We start from the raw sequence: 24,759 nt of genomic DNA on the forward strand, positions 1-24,759 counted from the left end.
CCATGCAAATCACGACGCAACAACTCATCGCCCTGCTGCCGCTGCTCATCACCTCCGCCACCATCGTGGCGGTGATGCTCGGCATCGCCTGGAAGCGCAACCACTCGCTGACCTTCATCCTTTCGGTGTCCGGTCTCAACCTCGCCCTGCTGTCGGTCATTCCGGCGGCCAAGGTCGCGCCGCTGGCGGTCACCCCGCTGCTGCAGATGGACAGCTTCGCCGCGTTCTACACGGCGCTGATCCTGGTCGCCACCCTGGCCTGCGTGACCCTGATCCATGCCTACATGGGCGACAAGAGCGGCACGCCGGGCTATCCCGGCAACCGCGAGGAAATGTACCTGCTGATCCTGCTCGCCACGGCCGGGGCGCTGGTGCTGGTCGGGGCCCAGCACCTGGCCGGGCTGTTCATCGGCCTGGAACTGCTTTCGGTACCGGTCTACGGCATGGTCGCCTATGCCTTCTTCAACCGGCGTTCGCTGGAAGCCGGCATCAAGTACATGGTGCTCTCGGCCGCGGGCTCGGCCTTCCTGCTGTTCGGCATGGCCCTGCTCTACGCCGAATCCGGCAGCCTGAGCTTCGCCAGCCTGGGCAACGCCCTGGCGCCGGACGGCGTGCAGGGCAGCCTGATACATGTCGGCATCGGCCTGATGCTGATCGGCCTGGCCTTCAAGCTGTCGCTGGTGCCCTTCCACCTGTGGACGCCGGACGTCTACGAAGGCGCGCCGGCACCGGTCTCGGCCTTCCTGGCGACCGCCAGCAAGGTCGCGGTGTTCGCCGTGCTGCTGCGCCTGTACCAGATCTCTCCGGCGACGTCCGGCGGCTGGCTGAACGACCTGCTGAGCCTGATCGCCGTCGCCTCGATCCTGCTCGGCAACCTGCTGGCGCTGCTGCAGAGCAACCTCAAGCGTCTGCTCGGCTACTCGTCCATCGCCCATTTCGGCTACCTGCTGGTGGCGCTGATCGCCAGCGAGGGCATGGCCGTGGAGGCGATCGGCGTCTACCTGGCGTCCTACGTGCTGACCAGCCTCGGCGCCTTCGGGGTGATCACCCTGATGTCCACGCCCTACAGCGGCCGCGACGCCGACGCCCTGTACGAGTACCGCGGCCTGTTCTGGCGCCGTCCGTACCTGACCGCCGTGCTCACCACCATGATGCTGTCGCTGGCCGGCATCCCGCTGACGGCCGGCTTCATCGGCAAGTTCTACGTGATCGCCGCGGGCGTCGAGTCCGGGCTCTGGTGGCTGCTCGCGGCGCTGGTCATCGGTAGCGCCATCGGCGTCTACTACTACCTGCGGGTGACGGTCACCCTGTACCTGGTCGAGCCGAAGTTGCAGCGTCGCGACGCTCCGCTCCGCTGGAACCTGGGCAGCGGCGGCATCATGCTGCTGCTCATCGCCCTGCTGGCCTTCGGCCTCGGCGTCTACCCGCAACCCCTGCTGGAGCTGGTGCAGCAGAGCGGCCTGCTGGTCGGCTGAAGCCGGATCACCGACACGGCGGAGCGACTGCGCTCCGCCGTGTCGGCACACCTCAGCGGAACTCCTTTCCCCCTCCCGTTCACGCTTCCCTGCGCGCCGGCAACTCGATCGTCACCCGCAATCCCCCCAGCGGCGAGTCCTGCAGCGCCAGCCTGCCCTGCCAGGCCTCGAGGATATCGCGCACTATGGCCAGGCCCAGTCCGTGCCCGGCGACCTGCTCGTCCAGACGGATGCCGCGGTTCATGGCCTCGGCACGGAATTCGGCGGCCATTCCCGGACCGTCGTCGTCGACCAGGATCGACCAGCCGCCCGGCACACCGGCGATTTCCAGTTTCACCTGCGTCCGCGCCCACTTGCAGGCGTTGTCCAGCAGGTTGCCGAGCAGCTCCAGCATATCTTCCCGGTCCCACGGCAGGCGCACGCCTGGCGGCGCCTGCCAATCGAGCGCCAGCCCCCGGTTGTGGACCATCGCCAGGGTGGCGAACAGTCCGGGCAGTTCCGCCGCGCAATCGAAGTGGCTGGCCGGCAACGCCTCGCCGGCCAGCCGCGCACGCCCCAGTTCCCGGGCCAGGCGCTGCTCGATCTGCGCCAGTTGCTCCTGCAGCGACGCCTGCAGTTCCGGGCAGGCAGCCAGTTCGTCCCGTGCGGCCAGACTGGTCAGCACGGCCAGCGGCGTCTTCAGGGCGTGGCCGAGATTGCCGACCGCATGCCGCGACCGCTGCAGCGTGTTCTCGGTCTGGCGCAGCAGGTGGTTGATCTGTGCCACCAATGGCTCCAGCTCGACGGGAACCCCGCTGTCCAGTTGCTGGCGAAGCCCCTGCTGCAACTGCTCGACCTGGCGGCGTACCTCTTCGAGCGGTTTCAGGGCCCGGCGCACCGTGAGTCGCTGCAGCAGCACCACCAGAACCAGCACGCCCAGCCCCAGCAGGCAACCGAGCCCCTGCACGCGCCGGTAGGCCTGCAGGATCGGCGTATAGTCGGAAGCCACGCTGATCGAAATGTCCTGGCCGAAACGCCGGTAGTCGGCACGGTAGAGAAGCAGACGCTGCCCGTTCGGACCGTCGACCAGCCCGTCCTGCAGGCCCGTGCCGGGCGAAACCGCCAGGGCATGGTCCCAGAGGGAGCGCGAACGCCAGCTCTCGTCAGCCAGGTCGATACGGAAATAATGGCCGGAATAGGGACGCTGGTAGACGCCCGGCAGGCGCGGCTCATCCAGCTGGATGCCCTGCTGTCCACGGACCAGACCGGTCAGCAGGGCTTCCGCCTGCTCGCGCAGATCGTCCTGCAGGTAGCGGCGCAGCCCCGCATCGAGCATCCAGAGCGTGCTTTGCGCCAGCAGAAGCCCGGCGCCCAGCAGGACACCGATCAGCCCCAGCCCCAGCCGGCGCTGGATCGATCTCAATGCACACCGGCGAAGCGGTAGCCCTGGCCTCGGCGGGTTTCGATCACTGTCCGGCCGAGCTTGCCGCGCAGGCGGTTGATGTGCACCTCGATGACGTTGGAGTCGCGCTCGGTTTCGCCGTCGTAGAGATGCTCGGCGAGTTGCCCCTTGGAGAGCAACTGGCCCGGGTGCAGCATCAGGTAGCGCAGCAGGCGGAACTCGGCGGCGGTGAGCTCGATATCCTCCGTACCGCAGCGAACCACCTGACGGGCTTCATCGAGCTGCAGTCCCCCCGCTTCCAACTGAGGCTGATTGGCCAGCCCGTGGGCCCGGCGCAGCAGCGCCTGGATGCGCAGTTGCAGTTCCTCGGGATGGAAGGGCTTGCACAGATAGTCGTCGGCCCCCGCCTTCAGCCCCTCGATGCGTTCCGCCCAGGAAGCGCGGGCGGTGAGCACCAGTACCGGTGTGGCCAGTCCCTGGGCGCGCCACTCGCGCAACACCTCCAGCCCCGGCTTACCGGGCAGTCCCAGATCGAGAATCATCAGATCGTAAGGCTCGCAGGCCCCCTGGCGGGCGGCATCGCGCCCATCGGCCAACCAATCGACGGCATAGCCCTGGCGCTGCAGGCTGGCCACCAGCTCATCGGCCAGGCTGACCGAGTCTTCCACCAACAGCAGACGCATCAGTCGTCTTCCTCGTCCTTTAGGATGCGGCCGTCGCGGGCATCCAGTTCCAACTCGCGCACGACCCCGCCGGTCGTGAGCAGTTCCACCTCATAAACGTAGGCGCCGTGCTCTTCCTCCAGTTCGGCCTCGAGCAGACTGGCGCCCGGGTAACGGTCCAGGGCACTGCGGACCAGTTGTTCGAGCGGCAGGATGACGCCCTCCTGACGCAGACGCAGGGCCTGGTCCTGATCCAGGTCCCGCGCATCCGCGCTCAACAGGCAGAAGGCGGCGAGCAGGGCTGCCCCCCAGGCTCCGAAGCGGGCACACGCGCGCATCATTGGCCGAAGGCGCATCCTGCGGACGGGACGATGAAAGCAAGCATGGAAGAATCCCTCGAAAAACGTGGTGGACAGAGAGGCTGGCAGGAACCGCCGTCCCCCGAGGCCCCTCTTCGACCAGTCTGGGGCCAGTGCCTTAATACAGGCTGAACGGCGACTTCCGGTCGTTCCCGGTGGAACCATAAGCCGGCTCAGGGGTTAAAATCCACCCCGCGCGCCTGCGGGACGCGCCCGAAGCGGGAAGCGTCCAACTCACCCATCAAGGCACTGTTCAGTGGAATTATTCAAAGAATTCGTATTCGAAGCGGCTCACCGCCTCCCCCGGGTTCCGGCCGGACACAAATGTGGCCGGCTGCACGGCCACTCCTTCCGCGTGGCCATCTATATCGAGGGCGAGGTCGATCCCCACACCGGCTGGATTCGCGACTTTTCCGAGATCAAGGAGATCTTCAAGCCGATCTACGAACGGCTGGACCATCACTACCTGAACGAGATCGAAGGTCTGGAGAACCCGACCAGCGAGATTCTCGCCAAATGGATCTGGCGACAGCTCAAACCTCTGCTGCCCGAGCTTTCCCGGGTGCGCATCCACGAAACCTGCACCAGCGGCTGCGAGTACCGCGGCGACTGATCAGCCGCCGCTTTGCAGGCGGCGGTAGTGTTCGAGCACCTTCGGCACGTAGCGCCGGGTTTCGGCGAAGGGCGGGATGGCGCCGCCGCTACCGATGACCGCCCCGGGACCGGCATTGTAGGCGGCCACGGCCAGGCCGAGATCCTGATCGAACATATCCAGCAGGCGCTTCAGGTAGCGGGCGCCGCCATGGATATTGGCGGCCGGGTCCCAGACATCGACCACCCCCAGTTCGCGGGCGGTATCCGGCATCAACTGCATCAGACCGGCCGCCCCCTTCGGCGAAACGGCACGCGGATCGTAGTTGGACTCGGCGCGGATCAGCGCATGCAACAGCGCTTCGGGCAAGCCGTGCTCGGCAGCCGCGGCGGCCACCAGCGCGGCATAGGGCAGCGCAGCGGCCAGCGTATCGCGCTTCGGTGCGGCGGCCGCGGACACGGGCGGTGGCTCGCGGCGCAGGCGCACGCTCTTGCGCTCCCGGCGATGGACATTGGTGAGGACGATGCTGCCGTCCGCCGCCACCTCCCTGTAGATATCGCCATATGCCGGCATCGCCGACGCCAGCACGGCGCCCATGCCGAACACGATCGCAGTCACCCGTCCCATGCATCCCTCTCCCGATGGCATGCGCCTTCGGCAGCCGAGCAAGAATCGTGCAGCGCTCGAAAGAGCGCGCTCGCTTCCGGCGCAGTGGGCCTCACCGCGGCCCGAAGATGCCGTGGAGTGCGCCCACAGCGGGGAAAGGTGGGTGAAAACCCCCAATTCCCCGCTGGGCCGAAGCGCGCGCCCGCGAAATACGGCTCCTGGCGCCTGGCCTGAAGATTGCTGACCCCACGGCGCGCTCCGGCGTTTATCGCCTGCCGGCGGCAGTGCCCGAGACCCTCGGTGCGGAAGCGCCCGGTACCGGGCGCTGTCACGGCATGGCTCCTTCCGTCAGCGGAACCCGAGGTCAGCCAGATGAAACGGAAACGGATGCATACCCTCGCCCAGGCTCGCCGCAGTCCGGGCTTCACTCTGCTGGAACTGCTGGTCGTGCTGGTCGTGCTCGGCCTGCTGGCCGGCATCGTCGGCCCCAAATACTTCAACCAGCTCGGTCGCTCGGAAACCAAGGTCGCCCGCGCGCAGATCGAGGGTCTGAGCAAGGCGCTGGACATCTACCGTGTGGAAACCGGCCACTACCCCAGCACCGAGCAGGGCCTCAATGCCCTGGCTGCGGCGCCCAGCGACGAACCGCGCTGGTCCGGCCCCTATCTGCAAAAAGGCGTGCCGCTGGACCCCTGGGGCCGCGCCTACGTCTACCGCTCGCCGGGTGAAAACGGTGACTACGACCTGCTGACCTTCGGCAAGGACGGTCAGCCCGGCGGCGAAGGCGAGAACGCGGAAATCACCAGTTGGCAGTGACGGGACCCGGACATGCGCTTTCAGATCAAAGGCATGCGCAACGCCGCGGAAGTGGTATCGCTGGTCCTCGAGGCAGCGGGCCCGGACGACGCCCGGCGCCTCGCCGAACACCAGGGCCTGAAGGTGCTCAGCCTGCGCGCCGAAAGGCGTTGGTCGCCGCTCCGCTGGCGGCGCCGCGAGGCCTTCCCGCTGGTGTTGTTCAGCCAGGAACTGACCACCCTGCTGAACGCCGGCCTGGCGCTGATCGACGCCCTCGAAAGCCTTGCCGAGAAGGAGTCCGACGCCCAGGCGCGCAAGATCCTCGCCGATCTGGTGCGCCTGCTCTACGAGGGCAAGTCCCTCTCTCAGGCGCTGGGCGAATTCCCCGCGGTCTTTCCGCCCCTCTACGTGGCGCTGGTGCAGTCCAGCGAGAAGACCGGCGCGGTCGGCGATGCCCTGGGCCGCTATGTCGCCTACCGCACGCGCATGGACGAAGTGCGCCAGAAGATCGTCAGCGCCTCGGTCTATCCGCTCCTGCTGCTGGTGGTCGGCAACGGGGTACTGCTGTTTCTGATCGGCTACGTGGTGCCGCGCTTCAGTCTGGTCTTCGAGGGGCTGGGCTCCAACCTGCCATGGCTGTCCCGGGTGCTGCTGAGCGTCGGGCAGTTCATCCATACCCATCAGGAGGCGCTGCTCGGCAGCCTGCTGCCGAGCCTGGTCCTCCTTGCCCTCCTGCTGCGCCAGGAGCGGGTTCGCAGGGCCCTCGGCCGGCAGGTAGAGAAGGTTCCGACCATCCGCGAGCGCCTGTTCATCTACGAGATGGCGCGCTTCTACCGCTCCCTGGGCATCCTGCTGCAGGGCGGTATCCCCATCCTCACCGCCCTGGGCATGGTCCGCGGCCTGCTCGGCCCGGGCTCGCGCACCCGCCTGGACCGGGCCGCCGAACTCATCCGCGAGGGCCACGCCCTGTCCCGCTCGCTGGAAGAGAACCGCCTGGCGACACCAGTTTCCCTGCGCATGCTGCGTGCCGGCGAGCAGGCCGGCAATCTCGGCGTCATGATGGAACGCACCGCGGACTTCTACGACGAGGAGACCGGACGCTGGATCGACTGGTTCGTGCGGCTGTTCGAGCCGCTGCTGATGACCTTCATCGGCCTGATCATCGGGGTGATCGTGGTCCTGATGTACATGCCGATCTTCGAACTGGCATCGAGCATCCAGTAGTTCCGCGACGAGCGGACGGGATGTCACCAGGGGCTTGTGGAGAACTCGAGCAGCGCAGGCAGGAACTCCGAGGCCGGCAACGGCTTGCAGAACAGGTAGCCCTGCCCCGAATCGCAGCCCAGCGCTTCCAGCAACTGGCGCTGTTCTTCGGTCTCGATGCCCTCGGCGATGGTCTGCATGTCCAGATCCTTGGCCAGGCCGATGATGGCCTGGACGATGCTCCGGTCGCTACCAGCGGACGAAATGGCCTGGATGAAGGAACGGTCGATTTTCAGCTTGTGTACCCGCAGCTTCTTCAGATAGCTGAGCGACGAATAGCCGGTGCCGAAGTCGTCGATGGAAAGCTTCACGCCCCGGGAGCGCAGGCTGCGCACGATGTCGACGACCTGCTCGGGATCGTCCATCGCCACGCTTTCGGTCAGCTCCAGTTCGAGCGCCCATGGCGGCAACTGGCTTTCGGCGAGCGCCGTGTCGATCTTTTCCAGCAGGGCCGTATCGCGGAACTGCGCCATGGAGATGTTGACCGCGATGCTCATGTCCCCGGGCAAACCCGCATCCAGCCAATGCCTCATCTGCTGCGTGGCCCTGCGCAGGACCAGATCGCCTATCTTGATGATCTGACCGGTGATCTCGGCGATGGGGATGAACTCGGCGGGACTGATGAACCCCAGTTCGGGATGGCGCCACCTCACCAGAGCCTCGGCGCCTTCCAGCTTTCTTCCCGTTATGTCGAACTGCGGCTGGTAATAGACATCCAGTTGCCCCCATTGGACCGCTTCGCGCAGCGCTCCCTCCAGCAGCAGGGATCTGGCCGCGCACGCCTGCATTTCCTCCGAGAAGAACGCATAGTGGCTGCGGCGCTCCTGCTTGGCCCGATACATGGCGATGTCGGCATGGCTGGACAGGGTTTCGAGATCCCGCCCATCCTGGGGAAACATGCAGATGCCCATCGACGCGGAAACGTGCAGCGTATATTGCCCCACTTGAATGGGCACTTCGACGGACCTCTTGATGCACTCGGTCATTTGTTCGGCCGTGCGCACGTCCGCCTCGGGAAGCAGGAACATGAACTCGTCGCCTCCCTGGCGGGACACCATGTCCCTCGGGCGCAGGACCTTTTCCAGGCGGGCGGCGAGTTCGACCAGCAGGGCATCGCCGACCTTATGACCCAGCGAATCGTTGACGTTCTTGAAGTTGTCGAGGTCCATGAAGATCAACGCCAGAGGCTGCCGTTGCTTCTCGCAGCGCGTGGCCTCGACATCGAAGCAGGTATTGAACAGCGTTCGGTTCGGAAGCCCGGTGAGCGCATCGAAGTGCGCCATCTGCTCGATCTTGGACTGATTCCTGGCCTGTTCCGTCACGTCCCGGATCAGGATGACGAAATGACTGCTCCTATCGGACCTCTGCGCGAGCAACGAAGCCGAAACATCGAAAACCAGCTCCTCCGCCCCCTTGCCGGTCCGGAACCGCAGCCCCGTGCCCTGTCCCCCGCTCTCCGCCGCCCGCATCGCCCCGGTCAGACAGTCCATGGCCTGGGAGGGGAGCCGATCCTGAAGATAATCCCCGGCCTTCGGCTTCTTCTCTCCGAACAGCTTTCCATCCGTCGGAACGTGGGCACTGAGGAGCAGGCCATCGAGGCGAGCCTCGAGAATGATATCCGGCAACGCCCCCATGAGAACTTCGACATGCTGCCTCGAATCCTCAAGAAACTTGTAAGGGGCGAGAATGGATTCGACAAAGATAGCCCTGTACAAGACCAAGTAGGCAATTATCTTGTAGATATGGCCGAAGATGTTATAGGCATCCGTGACATCGCTATATATCGTGAAAAAGAACTCCCCCATCATCATGACCAGCAGGGAGCAGATCAGCAGGCCTTTCTCGAGCCCCATATCCCTGCGTCTTCGTACCGACAGCAAGACTATGCTGGCGGCATGGATGGCGATGATGGAGAACTCGACTCCCCGCTTGAACTCCGTCAGGCCGACGCCCTCCTGATAAGTCCTCGGAAGTATCTCCGGAAACAGAAGCAGGACCAGATGGATCGATACCATGGCGCACAGGGTGACAAGAAGGACTCTCCATCTGTCCGGGTCGATCGCGGCGGAGCGGCCGGAAACCTCCAGCCGCCAGGGCAGGCAGGCGATGATCAGGACGCCCAGCGCCGTCAGACAACGTGCCAGCAGCCAGAAACCGATCGCCTTCTCCGGGGAGTTCGGACCGAGAAAATCGGGCATCCCCGAGTAGGACAACATGTGCGAAAAGTCGGAAATCGCCACACCCAGAAAGGTGCAGGAGACCATCAGGATGACGCGGTTCCCATGCATCCTGAAAGTGTGCCAGCCAACGGCGAAGATCAGCACGCTCACCACGATGGAAGCGGTTTCCACCATCTGGTGCAGCGTCAGAAAATACTTTACCGGCGGCAGCGAACCGCCGAATAGACAAATCAGACCCCAGACAGCCAGCAGCAGCGACATTCCCGACCAGCGCTTGCCCAAAGCGTTGTTTTTCTTGTTTTTCCGCATGTCAGGCACCACCACTCAAGACAGGCTGCAGCCGAATGAAATCGCGCCATGTCATCGCGTACAAAATGCTTGCGCTCCCCGTTTTCGCAAACTCGCTGGCAAGGGCTGCACGTTCGCGAATGCGATTTCCAGCCATGCCGGCGTGTCGGGGGTTGCCTGGATTCGAACGCGTATGGCATGGACAACGCCCGCGCTCCTGATTTCAGGATCGGTCCGCCTCAACCGTGACTGCGGAAACGACTGCCGTCAGTCAAGGAGCAGGACAGCCCCCGCCACGGGAAGCCGCGTCAGGCCTTGAATCGTCGCGTCCCGGGAAAGAGGTCATCCGAATGCGCTGCCAAGCGGACATCGGCATCCGACGGCATGCAAAGCGAAGCGGCGGACCTGGACACAGGCGTATCGATCAGTGACGAGGGAGGCCCCACTGTAGCCATCTCGGCTCGACGCGAGAGGGTCAAACAAGCCCTCCATGGATGGCCTGTTTAGTCGATTGGACGGCTCAAGACCGGGGAAATGGAGCCGATACAGACTGCCAGCCACGGCCGACCATACCTCGAAGTCCCGGCGACGGCTCACCGGAGGCCCGGCGCTGTCGCCGCACCCGAAAGGTCTTTCGCGGAAGACGGGTGAAGAACATCGAGCCGGCGCCCGAGCGCCGGCTCGCCCGCTATGCGCGGCCCGGATGCGGCAATCGCTCGAGGCGCCCTTGCATGGCGGGCCGGCCATTGAGCCAGGGAGCCAGCAGACGCGTGACGAGCGGGATGAACAGGAAGACCATCAGTGGCGTCATCATCAGGGTGCTGAGCAATATCCGCGGGAAGAGCGGCAAGGTGCCCAGGGTATCGCCGAACAGCCACTGGAACACCAGGGAAACGGGGAAGAACGCCAGCCAGATGGCCATGGCCTGCTTCCAGCGCGGCGGACCGTTGCCCACGGCGTCCTGGAACCAGCTTCCCAGCCCGATGGCGCGGTGCTCGTGGGGCGCCTCGAAAAGACCCCGGCCACGGGCCAGCCAGGCGTGCCGCGAAGCGGAATGTTCCCAGGCGGACAGAGTGGATTGGTCGCGAAAGCGGAAGACGATCTGGTATTCATCGTCGCCGGGCGGCGGCGCCAATACGCCGGACCCGAGAAAGCCATCGAAGCCGGCGGCCAGACGGCGGCCATCCTCGAGCCAGACGCTGAAAGCCCGGTAGCGACCGCGAGCCACACGGCGCGCCACCATGAGGGTGACAGGGGCGTTAGACATCCTGTATCTCCTTTTGAGTATCCGGCTACCCGGGTAGGGCCTGCCGAAGAAACGGCGGATCTGGATAAAACCCACCGAAAGGCAGGCCCAAACTACCCCATCCGGCGGCGAACAACCAACCCCCGGATACTCGAGGAGACAGAGCTGCGCGATGGCTCATGCCGGATGCGGCCTCACCGACAGGCTTCCTGGCCACCCCCGCGGACGCTGGCAATACTTCGAAGCAGAAAGAACATGCAACGGAGGCCGGCTATGTGCGGCAGATTCGTTCAGTACCGGACGGCGATCGATTACCTGCAGGCGCTACGCAGCGAAACACCCTTGGCGTCCGGCATCGACCCCGTGCCGATCGCCCGTTACAACGTGGCCCCGCACACACGGGTGCTGCTGATCCACGCGGACGCCGACGGGCTGCGCATGGAGCCTGTTCCCTGGGGATACGCGCCAGCCTGGGCCCAGGGGCCGCGAGCGCGAACGCCGGCGATCAACGCCCGGGTGGAAACGCTGGCGAGCAGCCGCTTCTGGCGGGAGGCCTGGAAGTCCGGGCGCGCCCTGGTACCGGCCGACGGCTGGTACGAATGGCGGCCGGATGCGGCCGGCAAGGGGCGAAAACAGCCCTTCTTCCTTCACCTGAAGAGCGGCGAACCGCTGTTCTTCCCGGCCATCGGCCGCTTTCCACGCGAGGGCGCCGTACTGCGCGAAGGGGATGGCTTCGCCCTGATCACCCGGCCCAGCGAGGGGCGGATGGGCGAGATCCACGACCGCCAGCCGCTGGTCCTGGGAGCGGATATGGCCCGCGCCTGGATCGACCCGCGACGGACACCGGCCCAGGCAGAGGAAATCGCCCTTCACCGGGGCATGCCGTCGGCGGCGTTCGAGTGGTATCCGGTCGGACTGGCCGTGGGGAATGTGCGCGAGGAAGGAAACGAGCTGATCCGGCCGCAGGGAACGATCGAGACGGAATGAGCCGGCAGGACACCGTTTCCGCGCCGCGACCACCGCAAGGAATTTTTCTCCGGGCCGTTCAGGCCGCACGGGATCGGCTCGCCTACGCTCTTCGAGCGTCGTATCCTTGGCGTCCCGGCCATGCACCATCCGTCCCCGCCCGTGGGCCGCCGACCCGAACCCGACTGCAGGCAGCTTCGGGCCTGACGGTGCCGTCCCGGCATGCTCCGCCGCTCTGCCGCGCGAACCTGGCCATGCCGAGGGCTTGCCACTTCTACGCGTCGCCTCGTCGGAAGTGGCCTGCCGGCAATGGTCCGGCGGGGCCGCAGCAACACATTTCCATCTGATTACCAAGGATCTTCATGAATAATTTCTGGATTAGCGCCGCAGCGATCGCCGCTCTCGCCGTCGTGGCAATGGCGATCCACCTCGCCCTGAGGCCTCGCCGTTTCAAACCCAAAGGCGATGCCTACTGGAAAGCGAAAGCCAGAGCCATCCAGAAGCGACATACGGGGCAAGTCATCACCAGTGGTGCGCCCCTGGCCAAGGATCGGTCGAGATCCAGGACGTCCAGCGAGCGGTGACGAAAGAGGATTCGGTTTACGGTAGCCGGCGCGAGATATTGTTGGCCATCAGTTGATAATAGTTATCACTTGCATATAATGGGGACACCGTCGGCAGATCGGCATGCAGGCGGCGTCAGCCGGCCATTGCCAAGAGATGGCCATACCGGGGTTCACGGTACCCGGCAAGGCGCGCAGCCTGTTCGAGTAATCTGCAAGTCCAGGGGTCATCAGCCCTATCCTACTGGTAGGCATGCCAGCGGCGATACAATGCCCGACTAGCCGGCGTAACCGGCCATTCCTTCTCCTCCCAGCCGCCAGTGGATGGCTACCCGGAAAGCACCGGGCTCGATCCCGTTTCGAGCGGCTGTCCCCATTTCCCTCCACCAGCCGCATGGCGCAAACGCTCGCTCGGGCATCGAGCGACACCGGCAAGGCACGGGAACGCGCCATGCGGATCGCCGGGATCTGCGCCGCTTTCGTCGATGCAGCCTGGGATGAAGGAAGTGCGGGCCAAGGTCACGGCGCGTTCCCGCGCCGTGTCGATGGCGGCTATGCGATGATCGGCCGGCAGGACAACGAAAACTATTAATGCCACCGGAGCGGATTTCATATGACATGCCCCGGATGGGTTTTCCGACACCGGGTTCCGGCCTCGACCGGCAACAGGAAGGACAAGGCGCGACCGGTAAACGCGCCAGATCGGCAATGTCCCACTGAATGACCGAGCCCTGCATGCCCTGGGCGAAGCTGGTAAGATCGCTGCCCAGAAGAAAGGCAGTGTCTCCGACTACAAGGATTCGCCCGACGTTTTTCCACCTGCGCGCGATGCCGACTCCATCCAAGGAATCGAGCATCACCGACAAGCACTTCAAACAGGCCTTGCGCGTTTTCGGCATTCGGGATCGGCCGCAACTGCCCGTCATACCTACGCGACCATGGGCCTGATGGCTGGCATGAGTCCGCTTTATAACCAGCAGTTAGGCAACAACGTCCAGATGCTGTTCTCCAATACGCCCGCTGATCAACTCAAGCTCCGACTGGAGTGAGACCGCAAAGCTCGAAATTGGTATCAAATCGGTATCAGCGTGATTCAGTGGCTTGTAATTTATTGATAGGAAAGCCCTTTGATCTCCACAGCAAACATCACCATGCAATTCGGCGCCAAGCCGCTGTTCGAGAACGTCTCCGTCAAGTTCAACAACGGTAACCGCTACGGTCTGATCGGCGCCAACGGCTGCGGAAAGTCCACTTTCATGAAAATCCTCGGCGGCGATCTGGAGCCCTCCGCCGGCCAGGTGATGCTTGAGCCCAACGTGCGCCTCGGCAAGCTGCGCCAGGATCAGTTCGCCTACGAGGATTTTTCCGTGATCGATACCGTGATCATGGGCCACGAGGAACTGTGGAACGTGAAGGCCGAACGCGACCGTATCTACGCGCTGCCGGAGATGAGCGAAGAGGACGGCATGAAGGTCGCCGATCTCGAGGTGCAGTTCGCCGAGCTGGACGGCTATACCGCCGAATCCCGCGCCGGCGAGCTGCTGCTCGGGGTGGGCATTCCGCTGGACCAGCACTTCGGCTCGATGAGCGCCGTGGCGCCCGGCTGGAAACTGCGCGTGCTGCTGGCCCAGGCGCTGTTCTCCGACCCGGACGTGCTGCTGCTCGACGAGCCGACCAACCACCTGGACATCAACACCATCCGCTGGCTGGAAAGCGTGCTCACCGCGCGCAACTCCACCATGATCATCATCTCCCACGACCGTCACTTCCTGAACAGCGTCTGCACCCACATGGCCGACCTGGACTACGGCGAGTTGCGCCTGTTTCCCGGCAACTACGACGAGTACATGACCGTGGCGACCCAGGCCCGCGAGCGCCTGCTCGCCGACAACGCCAAGAAGAAGGCGCAGATCGCCGAGCTGCAGACCTTCGTCAGCCGCTTCTCGGCCAACGCCTCCAAGGCCAAGCAAGCCACCAGCCGCGCCCGGCAGATCGACAAGATCCAGTTGGAAGAGGTCAAGCCGTCGAGCCGGGTCAGCCCCTTCATCCGCTTCGAACAGAACAAGAAGCTGCACCGCCAGGCGCTGACCCTGGAGAAGGTCGGCCAGGGCTTCGACGGCATGACGCTGTTCAAAGACCTGTCGCTGCAGGTCGAAGCCGGCGAGCGGGTCGCCATCATCGGCCCCAACGGTATCGGCAAGACCACCCTGCTGCGCACGATGGTCGGCGAGATGCCGCCGCAGTCCGGCGAGGTGAAGTGGGCCGAGAGCGCCGAAATCGGCTACTTCGCCCAGGACCACGCCGACGACTTCGAGCAGGATCTGACCCTGTTCGACTGGATGGCCCAGTGGACCCAGGGCGGCGAGCAGCTGGTGCGCGGTACCCTCGGGCGCATGCTGTTCTCCAACGACGAGATCAAGAAGTCGGTGAAAGTGATTTCCGGCGGCGAACAGGGGCGCATGCTGTTCGGCAAGCTGATCCTCGCCAAACCCAACGTGCTGGTGATGGACGAGCCGACCAACCACCTCGACATGGAGTCCATCGAAGCGCTCAACCTGGCCTTGGAGAACTACCCCGGCACGCTGATCTTCGTCAGCCACGACCGCGAGTTCGTCAGCTCGCTGGCCACCCGCATCATCGAACTCTCCGCCAGCGGCGTGACCGACTTCAGCGGCAGCTACGACGACTACCTGCGCAGCCAGGGCGTGGCGATCTGAGAGCACAGGGCGCAAGCGCCGCAGCGTGCGGAGCTTGCGCCCCGCGCGCCAGAAGGCTCAGCCCTGCGCCGTGCTCCAGTCGACCACGCCGAGCTGCCAGGTGAGGAGAATCAGCAAACCGAAACCGATGCGATACCAGGCGAACAGCGCATAGCTGTGGCTGGCGATGAACCTGAGCAGCCCGCGCACGGCGAGCATGGCGAAGATGAAGGAAACGACGAAGCCCAGGGCGAAGACCGGCAGGTCGCCGCCGTTTTCGAAGAGTGCGCGATGCTTGTAGCCGGAATAGGCAGCGGCGCCGACCATGGTCGGCATGGCGAGGAAGAAGGAGAACTCGGTCGCCGCCTTGCGCGACAGACCGAACAGCAGGCCGCCGATGATGGTCGAGCCCGAGCGCGAGGTGCCGGGAATCATCGCCAGGCACTGGGCGCAGCCGATCTTGAGGGCGTGCCTCCAGTTCATTTCGTCCACCGCGTGCACCTCGATGACATGTTGGCGCCTCTCGGCCCAGAGCATGACCAGACCGCCGACGACCAATGCGCTGGCCACCGTGATCGGATTGAACAGCCAGTGTTCGATCAGATCGGCGAACGCCACGCCGAGGACCACCGCCGGCAGGAAGGCGATCAGCAGGTTGACGGTGAAACGCTGCGCCTGGGGTTCGCGCGGCAGGCCAAGGATCACGCCGAACACCTTCTCGCGGAACTCCCAGACCACGGCCAGGATCGCCCCGAGCTGGATGATGATGTTGAACGCCTTGGCCCTGTCGCCGCCGAAACCGATCAGGTCGGCGATGATGATCTGGTGCCCGGTGCTGGATATCGGCAGAAACTCCGTCAGTCCCTCGACAACCCCCAAGATGAACGCCTGCGCGGCGAGCCAAAGCTCCATCGATTCCCCATCCGAACTGCAGAAATGACCCGGCGGCCCGCAACCCCGCCGAGAGGAGCGGACACAGCCGACGAAGTCGCACGCACGCGGGGAACGAAAACACGATTCCCACCCTCGGCGAGCGCCGGCATGCTAGCAGAGAGGAAAGGGCACCGCCGCAAACTTCAATGTATGAAGTCCGACCAAGGAAGGCGAATCGATACCGGAGAACATGCCCCTCAAGCGGGCGCTGGCACAGGTCATCGGCGGCCGGAAGAAGCTCGGCGACAGGCGACACATTCCGGCCCATATTGATCAAGGGGGATCTGCGCGAATCCGGCCAGCGACTGCCCTATCTCCAGCGTCTGCGGATCGGCAAGCTCAGCCACTGGTCCAGCTTCGAGCGAAACGGTATCCGGAACACCATTACCCGCAAACTTCTGCTGCTTTATCGCCAGGTGGACAGGCTGGACTGACATCCGTCGGAAAAATCTGTATCAAACCAGAGACACCGACCTATACTTCGTCCCATATGAGATTCAGGGCGACGGAAGGAATCCGTTGGCCCAGGCAGGTTTCAGACAAGTGTCACGTTCACGTGATAGCGCCGTGCCTGAAAAAGTGAAAGACCGATGGCCGCGCCAGACGGCCTCAATCATGGTACTCAAAGAGGGATCGCCCCATGACCAATTCGCTCCGTTTCAACGAAGCCCTGCTGATCGCCAACCGCGCCTTCAAACCCCTGCAATGCATCGCCTGGACCCAGGAAATCAACAGTGAACTGAACTTGACCGTCGTGGACCGCACCAGTACGCGGACACTGGGGCACAAGCGCATTCCCTGCTCGACCTACTCGGACCCGAAGAAACTCGCCAGCGTCATTCAGCAAACCCGCCAGGAATTGACCCTTCAGGGCTTCGCCCTCGCCCCTTGGAACATGCCGGACTGATCCAATCCGAACAGATGAAGCCTTGCCCCGGCAAGGCTTCTTTTGCAAAAAGTAAAAGCAAAAAACAAGCCAAATTCGCCGGATCGCAGCGAAACGGCTGGTGAACGAAAGGCGGCCATGGCCGCCTTCTTCATTCCCGCCCTGTCCCGGTATCGATCAGTAGTAGGCGTTTTCCCGGTTGCTGTGATCGGTGGCGTCGCGCACGCCCTTGAGGTCGGGGATGCGCTCGAGCAGGGTCTTCTCCACGCCGTCCTTCAACGTCATGTCGACCATGCCGCATCCCTGGCAACCGCCACCGAAACGCAGCACGGCGATTCCCTCCTCGACGATGTCCACCAGGCTCACCTGGCCGCCATGGCTGGCCAGACCCGGATTGATCTCGGTCTGCAGGTAGTAGTTGATCCGTTCGCCCAGCGGACTGTCCTCGTCGATCATCGGCACCTTGGCGTTCGGTGCCTTGATGGTCAGTTGCCCGCCCATGCGATCGTTGGCGTAGTCGACGATGGCGTCCTCGAGAAAGGGTTCGCTGACGGCATCGATCCACAGGGTGAAGCTCTTCAGCGCCTGGGCGATGTCGTCCGGATGCCGCTCGTGCGGCTTGCAGTAGGCGAGACAGGTCTCGGCGGCGGGCGTACCGGGCTGGGTGATGAAGATACGGATACCGATGTCGGTGCCGTTCTGCTTGGCCAGCAATTCGGCCAGATAGTCGTGTGCGGCGTCGGTTATGGTGATGGCGCTCATGGCAGCTCCTCGCGAATATGCTCCCGAGTGTACGCCAAGCCCCCCTTGGGATAAAGTCCTAGTATGCTTGTCGGAATAATCCCGAAGTCCCGCGACAGACGCACCGGCTCACAGGTTCTGGTAGCGGTTCATGTCCAGCACCCCGGCCTCCAGCGGTTCGGTTTCCCGCATCCAGGCCGAAAGATCGTTGAAATAGCGCCAGAACTCCGGATGGCTGCGGCGCACGCCCCAGCGCTCGACGACGGCCACGAAGCTCGCTCCTGCCCTCGCCTGCTCCAGCGCCGCGACGAAATCCGGCACTTCCTCGGCACGGACATTGAAGAGGAAGTTGGGGTAGCTGCTCAGCACGCCCGGATAGAGCGTCAGTGTATCCAGCGTCGGCTGGTAGCGCAGACGCTCGCCGAAAATGAATGCCACGTTGCTGTGCGCTCGGTTGCGCAGCAGGCTGTAGACCTCCCGTTTTCCTTCGCCGTATTCGATGCGCAGCAGGCTGGCCTCCGGCAGGGCGAGCACCACCGGCAGGCCGGCCGCGGGCCGGCTGACCAGACGGCTGAGGACCTGTTCGGCATACTGCAACTCCCGCGCCACGCCAGGCCGGTGGCAATGCGCCGAGCGGCAGCGGTTGAACGGATCGGGACGGGCATTGATCGCTACGTGCCGTTCCAGCAGGCGTCCGGCGAAAGCGCGGACCGGTTCGCGTTGCGGCAGATCCAGCACCGAGGGCGTCTCGCTGTCGACCTCGGTATAGGCGAGCCAGAGCTTGAGCTGGCCACTGTTCTCGTACCAACTGTCGAGGATCGCCTGGCGCGTGCCGGACGGCAGCAGGCGCAGGAAGTTCTGCTCGGCGCCGTTGCGGATCAGGTCGAAGTACAGGCGCGTCTGCAATTGATGGGAAACGTTGCCGAATACGTCGAAATTCACCACCAACTGGTAGTAGGTGCGCTCGAACAGCGGGAAATCCAGCAGCCACAGGGTCTGCGGCACGGCTCCGACCAGTCCCTTGCGTACCGAGGCGCTGTCGTGCTGGCGGAAGATGGTCAGCAAGGCGTTGTCGTTGCCGCTCCACAAATCCGACCATGCGGCCGGATGCTCGGCGTAAGCCTGGCGGCGCAGGTTCTCGTAGCGCTTGAGGCGATCCGTGTAGGCGCTCCAGAGGCCCCAAAGGCCGGCGATATCGTCGATCTGGCCGGGCAGCACGAGCAGCGGCGTCGTCGCCTCGCGATACTGCGCGTCGGTGAGATAGAGATCCCGCTCGGGAGCCTGGAACAACGTCCAGAAGTGGTCGCGGATCACGTCCGTGGCGATCTGCCCGCGGCATACCGGGCCACGGATGAAGGTACGCACGAAGTATTCGGCATTGTCCAGCATGAAGCGGTAGCGCGCCTGCGCCGGAATCGCCGCGAAGGTCTCGAACGGATTGGCGCGGTGCTGGGCACCGTGGCCGGGCAGTTCCGCCACCTGCCAGTCGCCGGAGAAGAACAGCTCGCGCACCCGGGCGAGCTTGCGCGGGCCGAGCGGATAGGTGATGTGCGTCTTGTGCACGATCACGTCGGCAACCGGTCGCAGCCGGTAATGGAAATCGCCGCCGGGGTCGTCGTTGGGGCGCCGCGTGGCGATCGGCTCGACCGGCTGGCCGGAAGGCGTGCGCGAACGCACCAGTTGGAAGAAGTGCCCCGGCGCGCCACCCTCGAAATGCAGGTGGGCGAGGAACAGGTGCTCGTACAGCCAGCGGGCGACCAGCCGGGAACGCGGATCACGCGCGTTCAGCAGCCGTTCCCAGGCGGCGATCTGCGCCACCTCGGCCGGCGACGGTTCGAGCGGCGCCGCGTCGATCGGAGCCCCCTGTTCCAGCCATTTCCTCAGGGTCGCGTACTCGCCGTCGGTCAGGCCGGTGACGGCGAAAGGCATGCCGGCCAGAGGATTGGCGCGGGCGAAGGCCTCGAATTCGCCGGGCAGCGGACAACTGTTGCGCCGTTCGATGCCGATCTCCAGATCCTTCGGCAAAGGGGCGTTGTGCACCAGCGGACGGCCGCGACCGAGCTCCAGCATGCGCGCCATCAGCGCCGCCTGGCCGCCGCCGTCGAGCACCGAATGAAAGCCCTTGCGCCGCCAGGCCGCCTCACCTTCGGCATCGAGGAACAGCCGGGTGGTTTCCTGGGCCTCGGTGCGCAGCCCGTCGTACACCGGCAACTTGTGGGCGCCGCGCTGTGCCCCTTCGCCGCTGCCCAGGTTGAGCTGGCAGGGCGAGTCGTAGCAGGCATGGCAAGCCACGCATTTGGCGGTGAAGATCGGCTGGATGTCGCGGCGGTACGACAATTCTTCGGCCCGCGCCACGACGCCGAGCGCCAGCAGCACGAGGAGGAAAAGGCGAAGCGGCATGGGGCTGCTCCTGGAAGCGGGACGGCATTCTAACCGCAAGCGCCCCCGCCTCGGCCGTTGCCGTCAATCCTCTTGCGGATCTTCCAGCCGCGCCTGTTCCAGCCGCTCGTCCAGCTTCTCGAGATTGTCCAGCTCGGCGCTGTCCCAGCCACCGCCGAGAGCGGCGATCAGTTGCACGCTGGCGGTCAGCCGGTTGCTCAGGAGGGTCAGGACGGTGCGCTCGTTGGACAAGGCCGCGGTCTGCACATCGACCACGCTGGAGTAGTCGACGGTACCGGCCTTGTACTGGTTCTCCATCAGCCGGCGGGACTCCTGGGCCGCCTCCACCGCCTCCTGCTGGGCCCGGGTCTCGCGCTCCAGCACGCTCAGTTGCACCAGGTAGTCCTCCACCTCGCGGAAGCTGTCCAGCACCGTCTGCCGGTAGGTCGCCACCGCCTGCTGGTGGGTGGCCCGCGCCTGGTCCACCTGGGCACGCAGCAGGCCGCCGTCGAACAGGGTCAGGGCCATTTCCGGGCTGATGTTCCAGAAGCGGTTGTCCTTCTCGAACCAGTAGTCTGTATGGGTGGCACGATAACCGCCCGCCGCGCTCAGGCTGAAGGTCGGGAAACGCGCCGCCTTGGCCACGCCGATCAGCGCGTTGGCGGACATCACCTCGCGCTCGGCCGCGGCCACGTCGGGGCGGCGCTCGATCAGTTGCGACGGCAGCAGCGTGGGGATTTCCGGCAGGTCCGGCAGGCTGTCCAGCTCGGCCAGCTCGAGCTCGGACGGCGGCACGCCGATCAGCACGGCGATGGCATGCTCCAGTTGCGCGCGCTGGTAATCGAGGTCGATGGCCTGGGCCTCGGTGCTCTTCAGTTGGGTCTGCGCCTGGGTCACATCGGCCTTGGTGACCATGCCGGCGCGATACTGGTTCTCGGTCAGCCGCAAGGTGCGTGCGTAGGCCTCCACCGTGGCCTTGAGCAGGCGCCGCTGGCCATCCAGCACGCGCAGTTGCAGGTAGCTCTGGGCCAGGGTCGACTGCTGGCTGAGGCGCACCGCGGCGAGATCGGCGGCGCTGGCCTGCAGGCCGGCGCGATCCGACTCCAACTGGCGGCGCATCTTGCCCCAGAAGTCCAGTTCCCAACTGATGTTGCTGACCGCGTTGTAGCTGTTGGAAATGGTCCCGCCACCGCCGCCGGAGCTCACCGTCGAGCCGTCGGGCAGGCGCGAGGTACCGCCGCTGCCGCTGGCCGTCGCCGAGCGGGTTTCGTCGACGGTGACCCGCCCGGTCGGGAAGAAGTCCGCCTTCGCCGTGCGTACCGTCGCCTTCGCCTGCAGGTACTGGGCGATCGACTGGGCGACGGTCTGGTTGGACTCATCCAGCCGGCGCATCAGATCGTCGAGGATGGGATCGCCGTACATTTCCCACCAGGGACCGCGTTCGGCCTCGTCGGCCGGCGTGGCCAGCTTCCAGCCCTCGCCCTCCCTGAAGCTGTCCGGGGCGGACAATTGCGGTCGCTGGTAGTCCGGCCCGAGGGTGCAGCCACCGAGGGCCAGGCCCAGGGCAAGCGTCATCGACCAGGCCAGTCGGTTGGGACGGAAAGATAAAACGGATGCGGTCATAACGAGGTATCCAGAGCGGCATCGCTGCGCACGCCGCGCCAGCGGTTGAAGCGGTGACGCAGACGGTCGAAGAACAGGTAGACCGCCGGCGTGCTGTAGAGGGTGAGCAACTGGCTGAGCACCAGACCGCCGACGATGGCGATCCCCAGCGGCCGGCGCATCTCCGCGCCTTCGGCGGTATCCAGCAGCAACGGCACGGCACCGAGGATGGCCGACAAAGTGGTCATCAGGATCGGCCGGAAGCGCAGCAGGCAGGCGCGCCGGATCGACTCCTCGGGACTCAGCCGCTCCTGGCGTTCCAGGTGCAGCGCCAGGTCGATCATCAGGATGGCGTTTTTCTTCACCACGCCGATCAGCAGGAACAGGCCGAGCAGCGAGATCAGGCTGAATTCGTCGCCGACCAGCTCGATCGCCAGCAACGCGCCGACGCCCGCCGAAGGCAGCGTGGAGAGGATGGTCAGCGGGTGGACGTAGCTCTCGTAAAGGATGCCGAGCACTATGTACACCACCATCAGGGCACCGAGGATCATCAGCGGCTGCGCCTTCTGCGCCTGCTGCAGGGCGCCGCTGGTGCCGCCGAGTATCCCCTGCACCTCGGTGGGCAGACCGACCCGCGCCACCGCCTGCTCGATCGCCTGGTTGGCCTCCAGCGCGCTGTAGCCGGGCGCGACCGAATAACTGATGTTCTCCGCGGCGAACTGGCCCTGATGCTGCACCCGGTCTTCCTCCAGGCCGAGCTCCCAGCGGGCGAAGGCCGACAGCGGCACGCGCAGCCCGTCGTCGGTGATCACCTGGACCATGTCCAGCGCCTGAGGAGACTGGGCGTACTTCGGATCGATCTCCATCACCACCTTGTACTGGTTCAGATCGTTATAGATGGTGGAGATCTGCCGCTGGCTGAAGGCGTTGTTCAGCACCGCAGTGATCATGTCCATGTCCACGCCCAGGCGCTTGGCGCTCTCGCGATCCACCACCAGGCGGATCTGCTGGGCACCGTCGCCCTGCTTGGCCTCGATGTCGGTGAGCTGCGGCAGGGCGGCCAGAGCCTCGCGCACCTTGGGCAGCCAGACGTTGAGCAGGTCGAGATCGCTGGACAGCAGCACGAATTCGTTTTCCGAAGTGCGCCCCTGGCGTCCGCCGAACTGCAGGTCCTGGTCGGCCATCAGGTACATCTGCCCGCCCGGCACCTTGGGCATGTTCTTGCGCAGGCGGTCGATCACCTGCTGGGCGGACAGACCGCGCTCGGCGATCGGCTTCAGGCGGATCATCAGCATGGCATTGCTGACCCCGCCCGAGCCGCCGCTGAAACCGGCCACGCTCTGCACCGCCGGATCGGCCAGCAGCGCCTTGCGGAACTCCTCCAGCTTCGGCTGCATGACCTGGAAGGACAGTCCGTCGTCGCCGCGCACGAAGCCCGACAACTGGCCGGCATCCTGCTGCGGCATGAAGGTCTTGGGCACCTCGACATAGAGGTAGACGTTCAGGGCCATGGTCGCCAGCAGGCCGACCAGCATCAGCGTCGAATGGCGCAGCGCCCAGTCCAGGCTGCGCGCGTAGCCGGCCAGCACCCGCGCCTGCAGGCGGCCGGCGAAGCGTCCCAGGCGACCGGGCGCGCGGGCCTCCTGCCCGGACTTCAGCCAGCGCGCGCAGAGCATCGGCGTCAGGGTCAGCGAGACCAGCAGGGAAATCAGGATGGCCACCGCCAGGGTGATGGAGAACTCACGGAACAGCCGCTCGATGATACCGCCCATGAACAGGATGGAGAGGAACACCACCACCAGCGACAGGTTCATCGACAGCAGGGTGAAGCCCACCTCGCGCGAGCCCTTGAGCGCCGCCGCCAGCGGCTTCTCGCCCTCCTCGATGTGCCGGGCGATGTTCTCCAGCACCACGATGGCGTCGTCCACCACCAGGCCGGTGGCGATGATCAGCGCCATCAGCGACAGGTTGTTCAGGGAGAAGCCCCACAGGTACATCACCGCGAAGCTGCCGACCAGCGACACCGGCACCGCCAGCGCGGGGATCAGCGCGGCGCGCCAGTGGCCGAGGAAGGCCAGCACCACCAGGATCACCAGGGCCACGGCGATCAGCAGGGTACGCTCGGCCTCGTGCAGGGTGGCGCGGATCACCGGCGAGCGGTCCATCGCCACTTCCAGCTCGACGCTGGCCGGGATCACCGCGCGCAGCATCGGCAGCCGGTCGCGGATCTCGGTGATGGTTTCGAGGATGTTGGCGTCGGCCTGTCGGTAGACGATCACCAGCACCGCGTCCTCGTCGTTGTAGAAGCCGCTGTTGTAGCGGTCCTCCAGGCCGTCGTGGACCCTGGCCACATCGCTCAGGCGCACCGGCCCGTCGTTCTGGTAGCGAATCACCAGCGGCCGGTAGTCGGCGGCGCGCTCCAGTTGGTCGCTGGCCTGCACCTGCCAGTGGCGCTCGCCGTCCTCCACCGCGCCCTTGGGCCGCCGCACGTTGGCCGCGGCGATCGCCTGGCGCACCTCGTCGAGGGCGATGTTGTACTGGTCGAGCAGGCGCGGCTCCAGTTCGATCCGCACCGCCGGCAGCGAGCTGCCGCCGACCTGAACCTGGCCCACCCCGCTCACCTGCGAAAGCTTCTGCGCCACTATGCTCGAGGCGACGTCGTAGAGCTGGCCCTTGTCGAGCACCGGCGAGGTCAGCGAGAGCACCATGATCGGCGCCTGGGAGGGATTGATCTTGCGGTAGGTGGGCATGCTGCGCATGCCGCTGGGCAACAGGGTGCGCGCCGCGTTGATCGCCGCCTGCACCTCGCGGGCGGCGGCGTCGATATCGCGGCCGATGTCGAAGAGGATGTTGATCCGCGTGCTGCCCTGGCTGCTGCGGCTGGTCATTTCGCTGATCCCGGCGATGCCGCCGAGGGCCCGCTCCAGGGGCGTCGCCACGCTGGAAGCCATGATCTGCGGACTGGCCCCGGCCAGGCTGGCCTCCACGGTGATCGCCGGGAAGTCCATCTTCGGCAGCGGCGACACCGGCAGCAGACCGAAGCTCAGCGCGCCGACCAGCAGGATCGCCACGCTCAGCAGCAGGGTCGCCACCGGACGCAGGATGAAGGGAGCGGAAAGGTTCATGCCGGCCACCCCGTAGACGCG

21 protein-coding genes are annotated in these 24,759 nt (G+C 65.2%); 10 read left to right on the forward strand and 11 right to left on the reverse strand.

The window, feature by feature from the left end; translation table 11 throughout:
• The first annotated feature begins 2 nt into the window (after positions 1–2).
• On the forward strand, positions 3–1,475 hold the full coding sequence (gene nuoN / locus AVCA_RS13015) for an NADH-quinone oxidoreductase subunit NuoN (protein WP_012701415.1): 1,473 nt from the start codon (positions 3–5) through the stop codon (positions 1,473–1,475).
• Positions 1,476–1,554: 79 nt separating this feature from the next.
• Here the strand turns inward: nuoN and AVCA_RS13020 are convergent, their stop codons facing one another.
• The 3 genes from AVCA_RS13020 to AVCA_RS13030 are packed head-to-tail and all read right to left on the reverse strand — an operon-like array spanning position 1,555 to position 3,859.
• The gene (locus AVCA_RS13020) at positions 1,555–2,877 is read right to left on the reverse strand and encodes a sensor histidine kinase (RefSeq protein ID WP_012701416.1); all 1,323 of its coding nucleotides are present in this window, start codon (positions 2,875–2,877) and stop codon (positions 1,555–1,557) included.
• Positions 2,874–3,539 (reverse strand): response regulator transcription factor, encoded by a 666-nt coding sequence (locus AVCA_RS13025; protein WP_012701417.1) that lies wholly within the window; start codon positions 3,537–3,539, stop codon positions 2,874–2,876. Before AVCA_RS13025 ends, AVCA_RS13020 begins: the two co-directional genes overlap by 4 nt.
• On the reverse strand, positions 3,539–3,859 hold the full coding sequence (locus AVCA_RS13030) for a PepSY domain-containing protein (protein ID WP_012701418.1): 321 nt from the start codon (positions 3,857–3,859) through the stop codon (positions 3,539–3,541). The genes AVCA_RS13025 and AVCA_RS13030 overlap by 1 nt, the downstream gene beginning before the upstream one ends.
• 274 nt (positions 3,860–4,133) lie before the next feature.
• Between AVCA_RS13030 and queD the strand changes: the two genes are divergently transcribed.
• Complete coding sequence (gene queD, locus AVCA_RS13035) at positions 4,134–4,490, forward strand: 6-carboxytetrahydropterin synthase QueD (protein ID WP_012701419.1); 357 nt, start codon at positions 4,134–4,136, stop codon at positions 4,488–4,490.
• Here queD and AVCA_RS13040 read toward each other — a convergent pair whose 3' ends face one another.
• Positions 4,491–5,096: a lytic transglycosylase domain-containing protein gene (locus AVCA_RS13040; protein ID WP_012701420.1), complete on the reverse strand. Its 606-nt coding sequence runs from the start codon at positions 5,094–5,096 to the stop codon at positions 4,491–4,493.
• A 366-nt stretch (positions 5,097–5,462) separates the two neighbouring features.
• Between AVCA_RS13040 and gspG the strand changes: the two genes are divergently transcribed.
• Together gspG and AVCA_RS13050 are read left to right on the forward strand one after the other, a co-directional pair.
• Entirely contained in the window at positions 5,463–5,891 is a 429-nt protein-coding gene (gspG, locus tag AVCA_RS13045) for a type II secretion system major pseudopilin GspG (RefSeq protein WP_012701421.1), read from the forward strand.
• A gap of 12 nt (positions 5,892–5,903) precedes the next feature.
• On the forward strand, positions 5,904–7,094 hold the full coding sequence (locus AVCA_RS13050; RefSeq protein ID WP_012701422.1) for a type II secretion system F family protein: 1,191 nt from the start codon (positions 5,904–5,906) through the stop codon (positions 7,092–7,094).
• Positions 7,095–7,117: 23 nt separating this feature from the next.
• Here the strand turns inward: AVCA_RS13050 and AVCA_RS13055 are convergent, their stop codons facing one another.
• The gene (locus tag AVCA_RS13055; protein ID WP_012701423.1) at positions 7,118–9,622 is read right to left on the reverse strand and encodes a bifunctional diguanylate cyclase/phosphodiesterase; all 2,505 of its coding nucleotides are present in this window, start codon (positions 9,620–9,622) and stop codon (positions 7,118–7,120) included.
• Positions 9,623–10,289: 667 nt separating this feature from the next.
• Positions 10,290–10,868: an antibiotic biosynthesis monooxygenase gene (locus AVCA_RS13060; RefSeq protein ID WP_175555909.1), complete on the reverse strand. Its 579-nt coding sequence runs from the start codon at positions 10,866–10,868 to the stop codon at positions 10,290–10,292.
• Positions 10,869–11,120: 252 nt separating this feature from the next.
• Here AVCA_RS13060 and AVCA_RS13065 point away from each other — a divergent pair, with 252 nt between their 5' ends.
• From AVCA_RS13065 to AVCA_RS13075, 4 genes are all read left to right on the forward strand, one after another.
• The gene (locus AVCA_RS13065) at positions 11,121–11,834 is read left to right on the forward strand and encodes an SOS response-associated peptidase family protein (RefSeq protein WP_012701425.1); all 714 of its coding nucleotides are present in this window, start codon (positions 11,121–11,123) and stop codon (positions 11,832–11,834) included.
• Positions 11,835–12,175: 341 nt separating this feature from the next.
• Complete coding sequence (locus tag AVCA_RS26060; RefSeq protein ID WP_041807235.1) at positions 12,176–12,397, forward strand: hypothetical protein; 222 nt, start codon at positions 12,176–12,178, stop codon at positions 12,395–12,397.
• 373 nt (positions 12,398–12,770) lie between these two features.
• The gene (locus AVCA_RS26065) at positions 12,771–12,968 is read left to right on the forward strand and encodes a hypothetical protein (RefSeq protein ID WP_139239912.1); all 198 of its coding nucleotides are present in this window, start codon (positions 12,771–12,773) and stop codon (positions 12,966–12,968) included.
• Positions 12,969–13,503: 535 nt separating this feature from the next.
• Complete coding sequence (locus tag AVCA_RS13075) at positions 13,504–15,093, forward strand: ABC-F family ATPase (protein ID WP_041807237.1); 1,590 nt, start codon at positions 13,504–13,506, stop codon at positions 15,091–15,093.
• A gap of 57 nt (positions 15,094–15,150) precedes the next feature.
• On the opposite strand, the gene AVCA_RS13080 is transcribed toward AVCA_RS13075, so the two are convergent.
• On the reverse strand, positions 15,151–15,984 hold the full coding sequence (locus AVCA_RS13080) for an undecaprenyl-diphosphate phosphatase (protein ID WP_012701431.1): 834 nt from the start codon (positions 15,982–15,984) through the stop codon (positions 15,151–15,153).
• Positions 15,985–16,274: 290 nt separating this feature from the next.
• On the opposite strand from AVCA_RS13080, the gene AVCA_RS26440 reads away from it, so the two are divergent.
• On the forward strand, positions 16,275–16,439 hold the full coding sequence (locus tag AVCA_RS26440) for a hypothetical protein (protein WP_012701432.1): 165 nt from the start codon (positions 16,275–16,277) through the stop codon (positions 16,437–16,439).
• 206 nt (positions 16,440–16,645) lie between these two features.
• Positions 16,646–16,912, forward strand: a complete 267-nt coding sequence (locus AVCA_RS13085) for a hypothetical protein (RefSeq protein ID WP_012701433.1) — start codon at positions 16,646–16,648, stop codon at positions 16,910–16,912.
• Positions 16,913–17,068: 156 nt separating this feature from the next.
• Here AVCA_RS13085 and nfuA read toward each other — a convergent pair whose 3' ends face one another.
• From nfuA to AVCA_RS13105, 4 genes are all read right to left on the reverse strand, one after another.
• Positions 17,069–17,653: a Fe-S biogenesis protein NfuA gene (gene nfuA, locus AVCA_RS13090; protein WP_012701434.1), complete on the reverse strand. Its 585-nt coding sequence runs from the start codon at positions 17,651–17,653 to the stop codon at positions 17,069–17,071.
• Positions 17,654–17,761: 108 nt separating this feature from the next.
• Positions 17,762–20,032 carry a fatty acid cis/trans isomerase gene (locus AVCA_RS13095; protein WP_012701435.1) on the reverse strand — a complete coding sequence of 757 codons (2,271 nt, stop codon included), beginning with the start codon at positions 20,030–20,032 and terminating at the stop codon, positions 17,762–17,764.
• Between the two features lie 63 nt (positions 20,033–20,095).
• Complete coding sequence (locus tag AVCA_RS13100; protein ID WP_012701436.1) at positions 20,096–21,634, reverse strand: efflux transporter outer membrane subunit; 1,539 nt, start codon at positions 21,632–21,634, stop codon at positions 20,096–20,098.
• Positions 21,631–24,738 carry an efflux RND transporter permease subunit gene (locus AVCA_RS13105; protein WP_012701437.1) on the reverse strand — a complete coding sequence of 1,036 codons (3,108 nt, stop codon included), beginning with the start codon at positions 24,736–24,738 and terminating at the stop codon, positions 21,631–21,633. Before AVCA_RS13105 ends, AVCA_RS13100 begins: the two co-directional genes overlap by 4 nt.
• Positions 24,739–24,759: the final 21 nt, after the last annotated feature.

Origin of the sequence: Azotobacter vinelandii CA (assembly GCF_000380335.1) — a bacterium.
Classification (GTDB): domain Bacteria; phylum Pseudomonadota; class Gammaproteobacteria; order Pseudomonadales; family Pseudomonadaceae; genus Azotobacter; species Azotobacter vinelandii.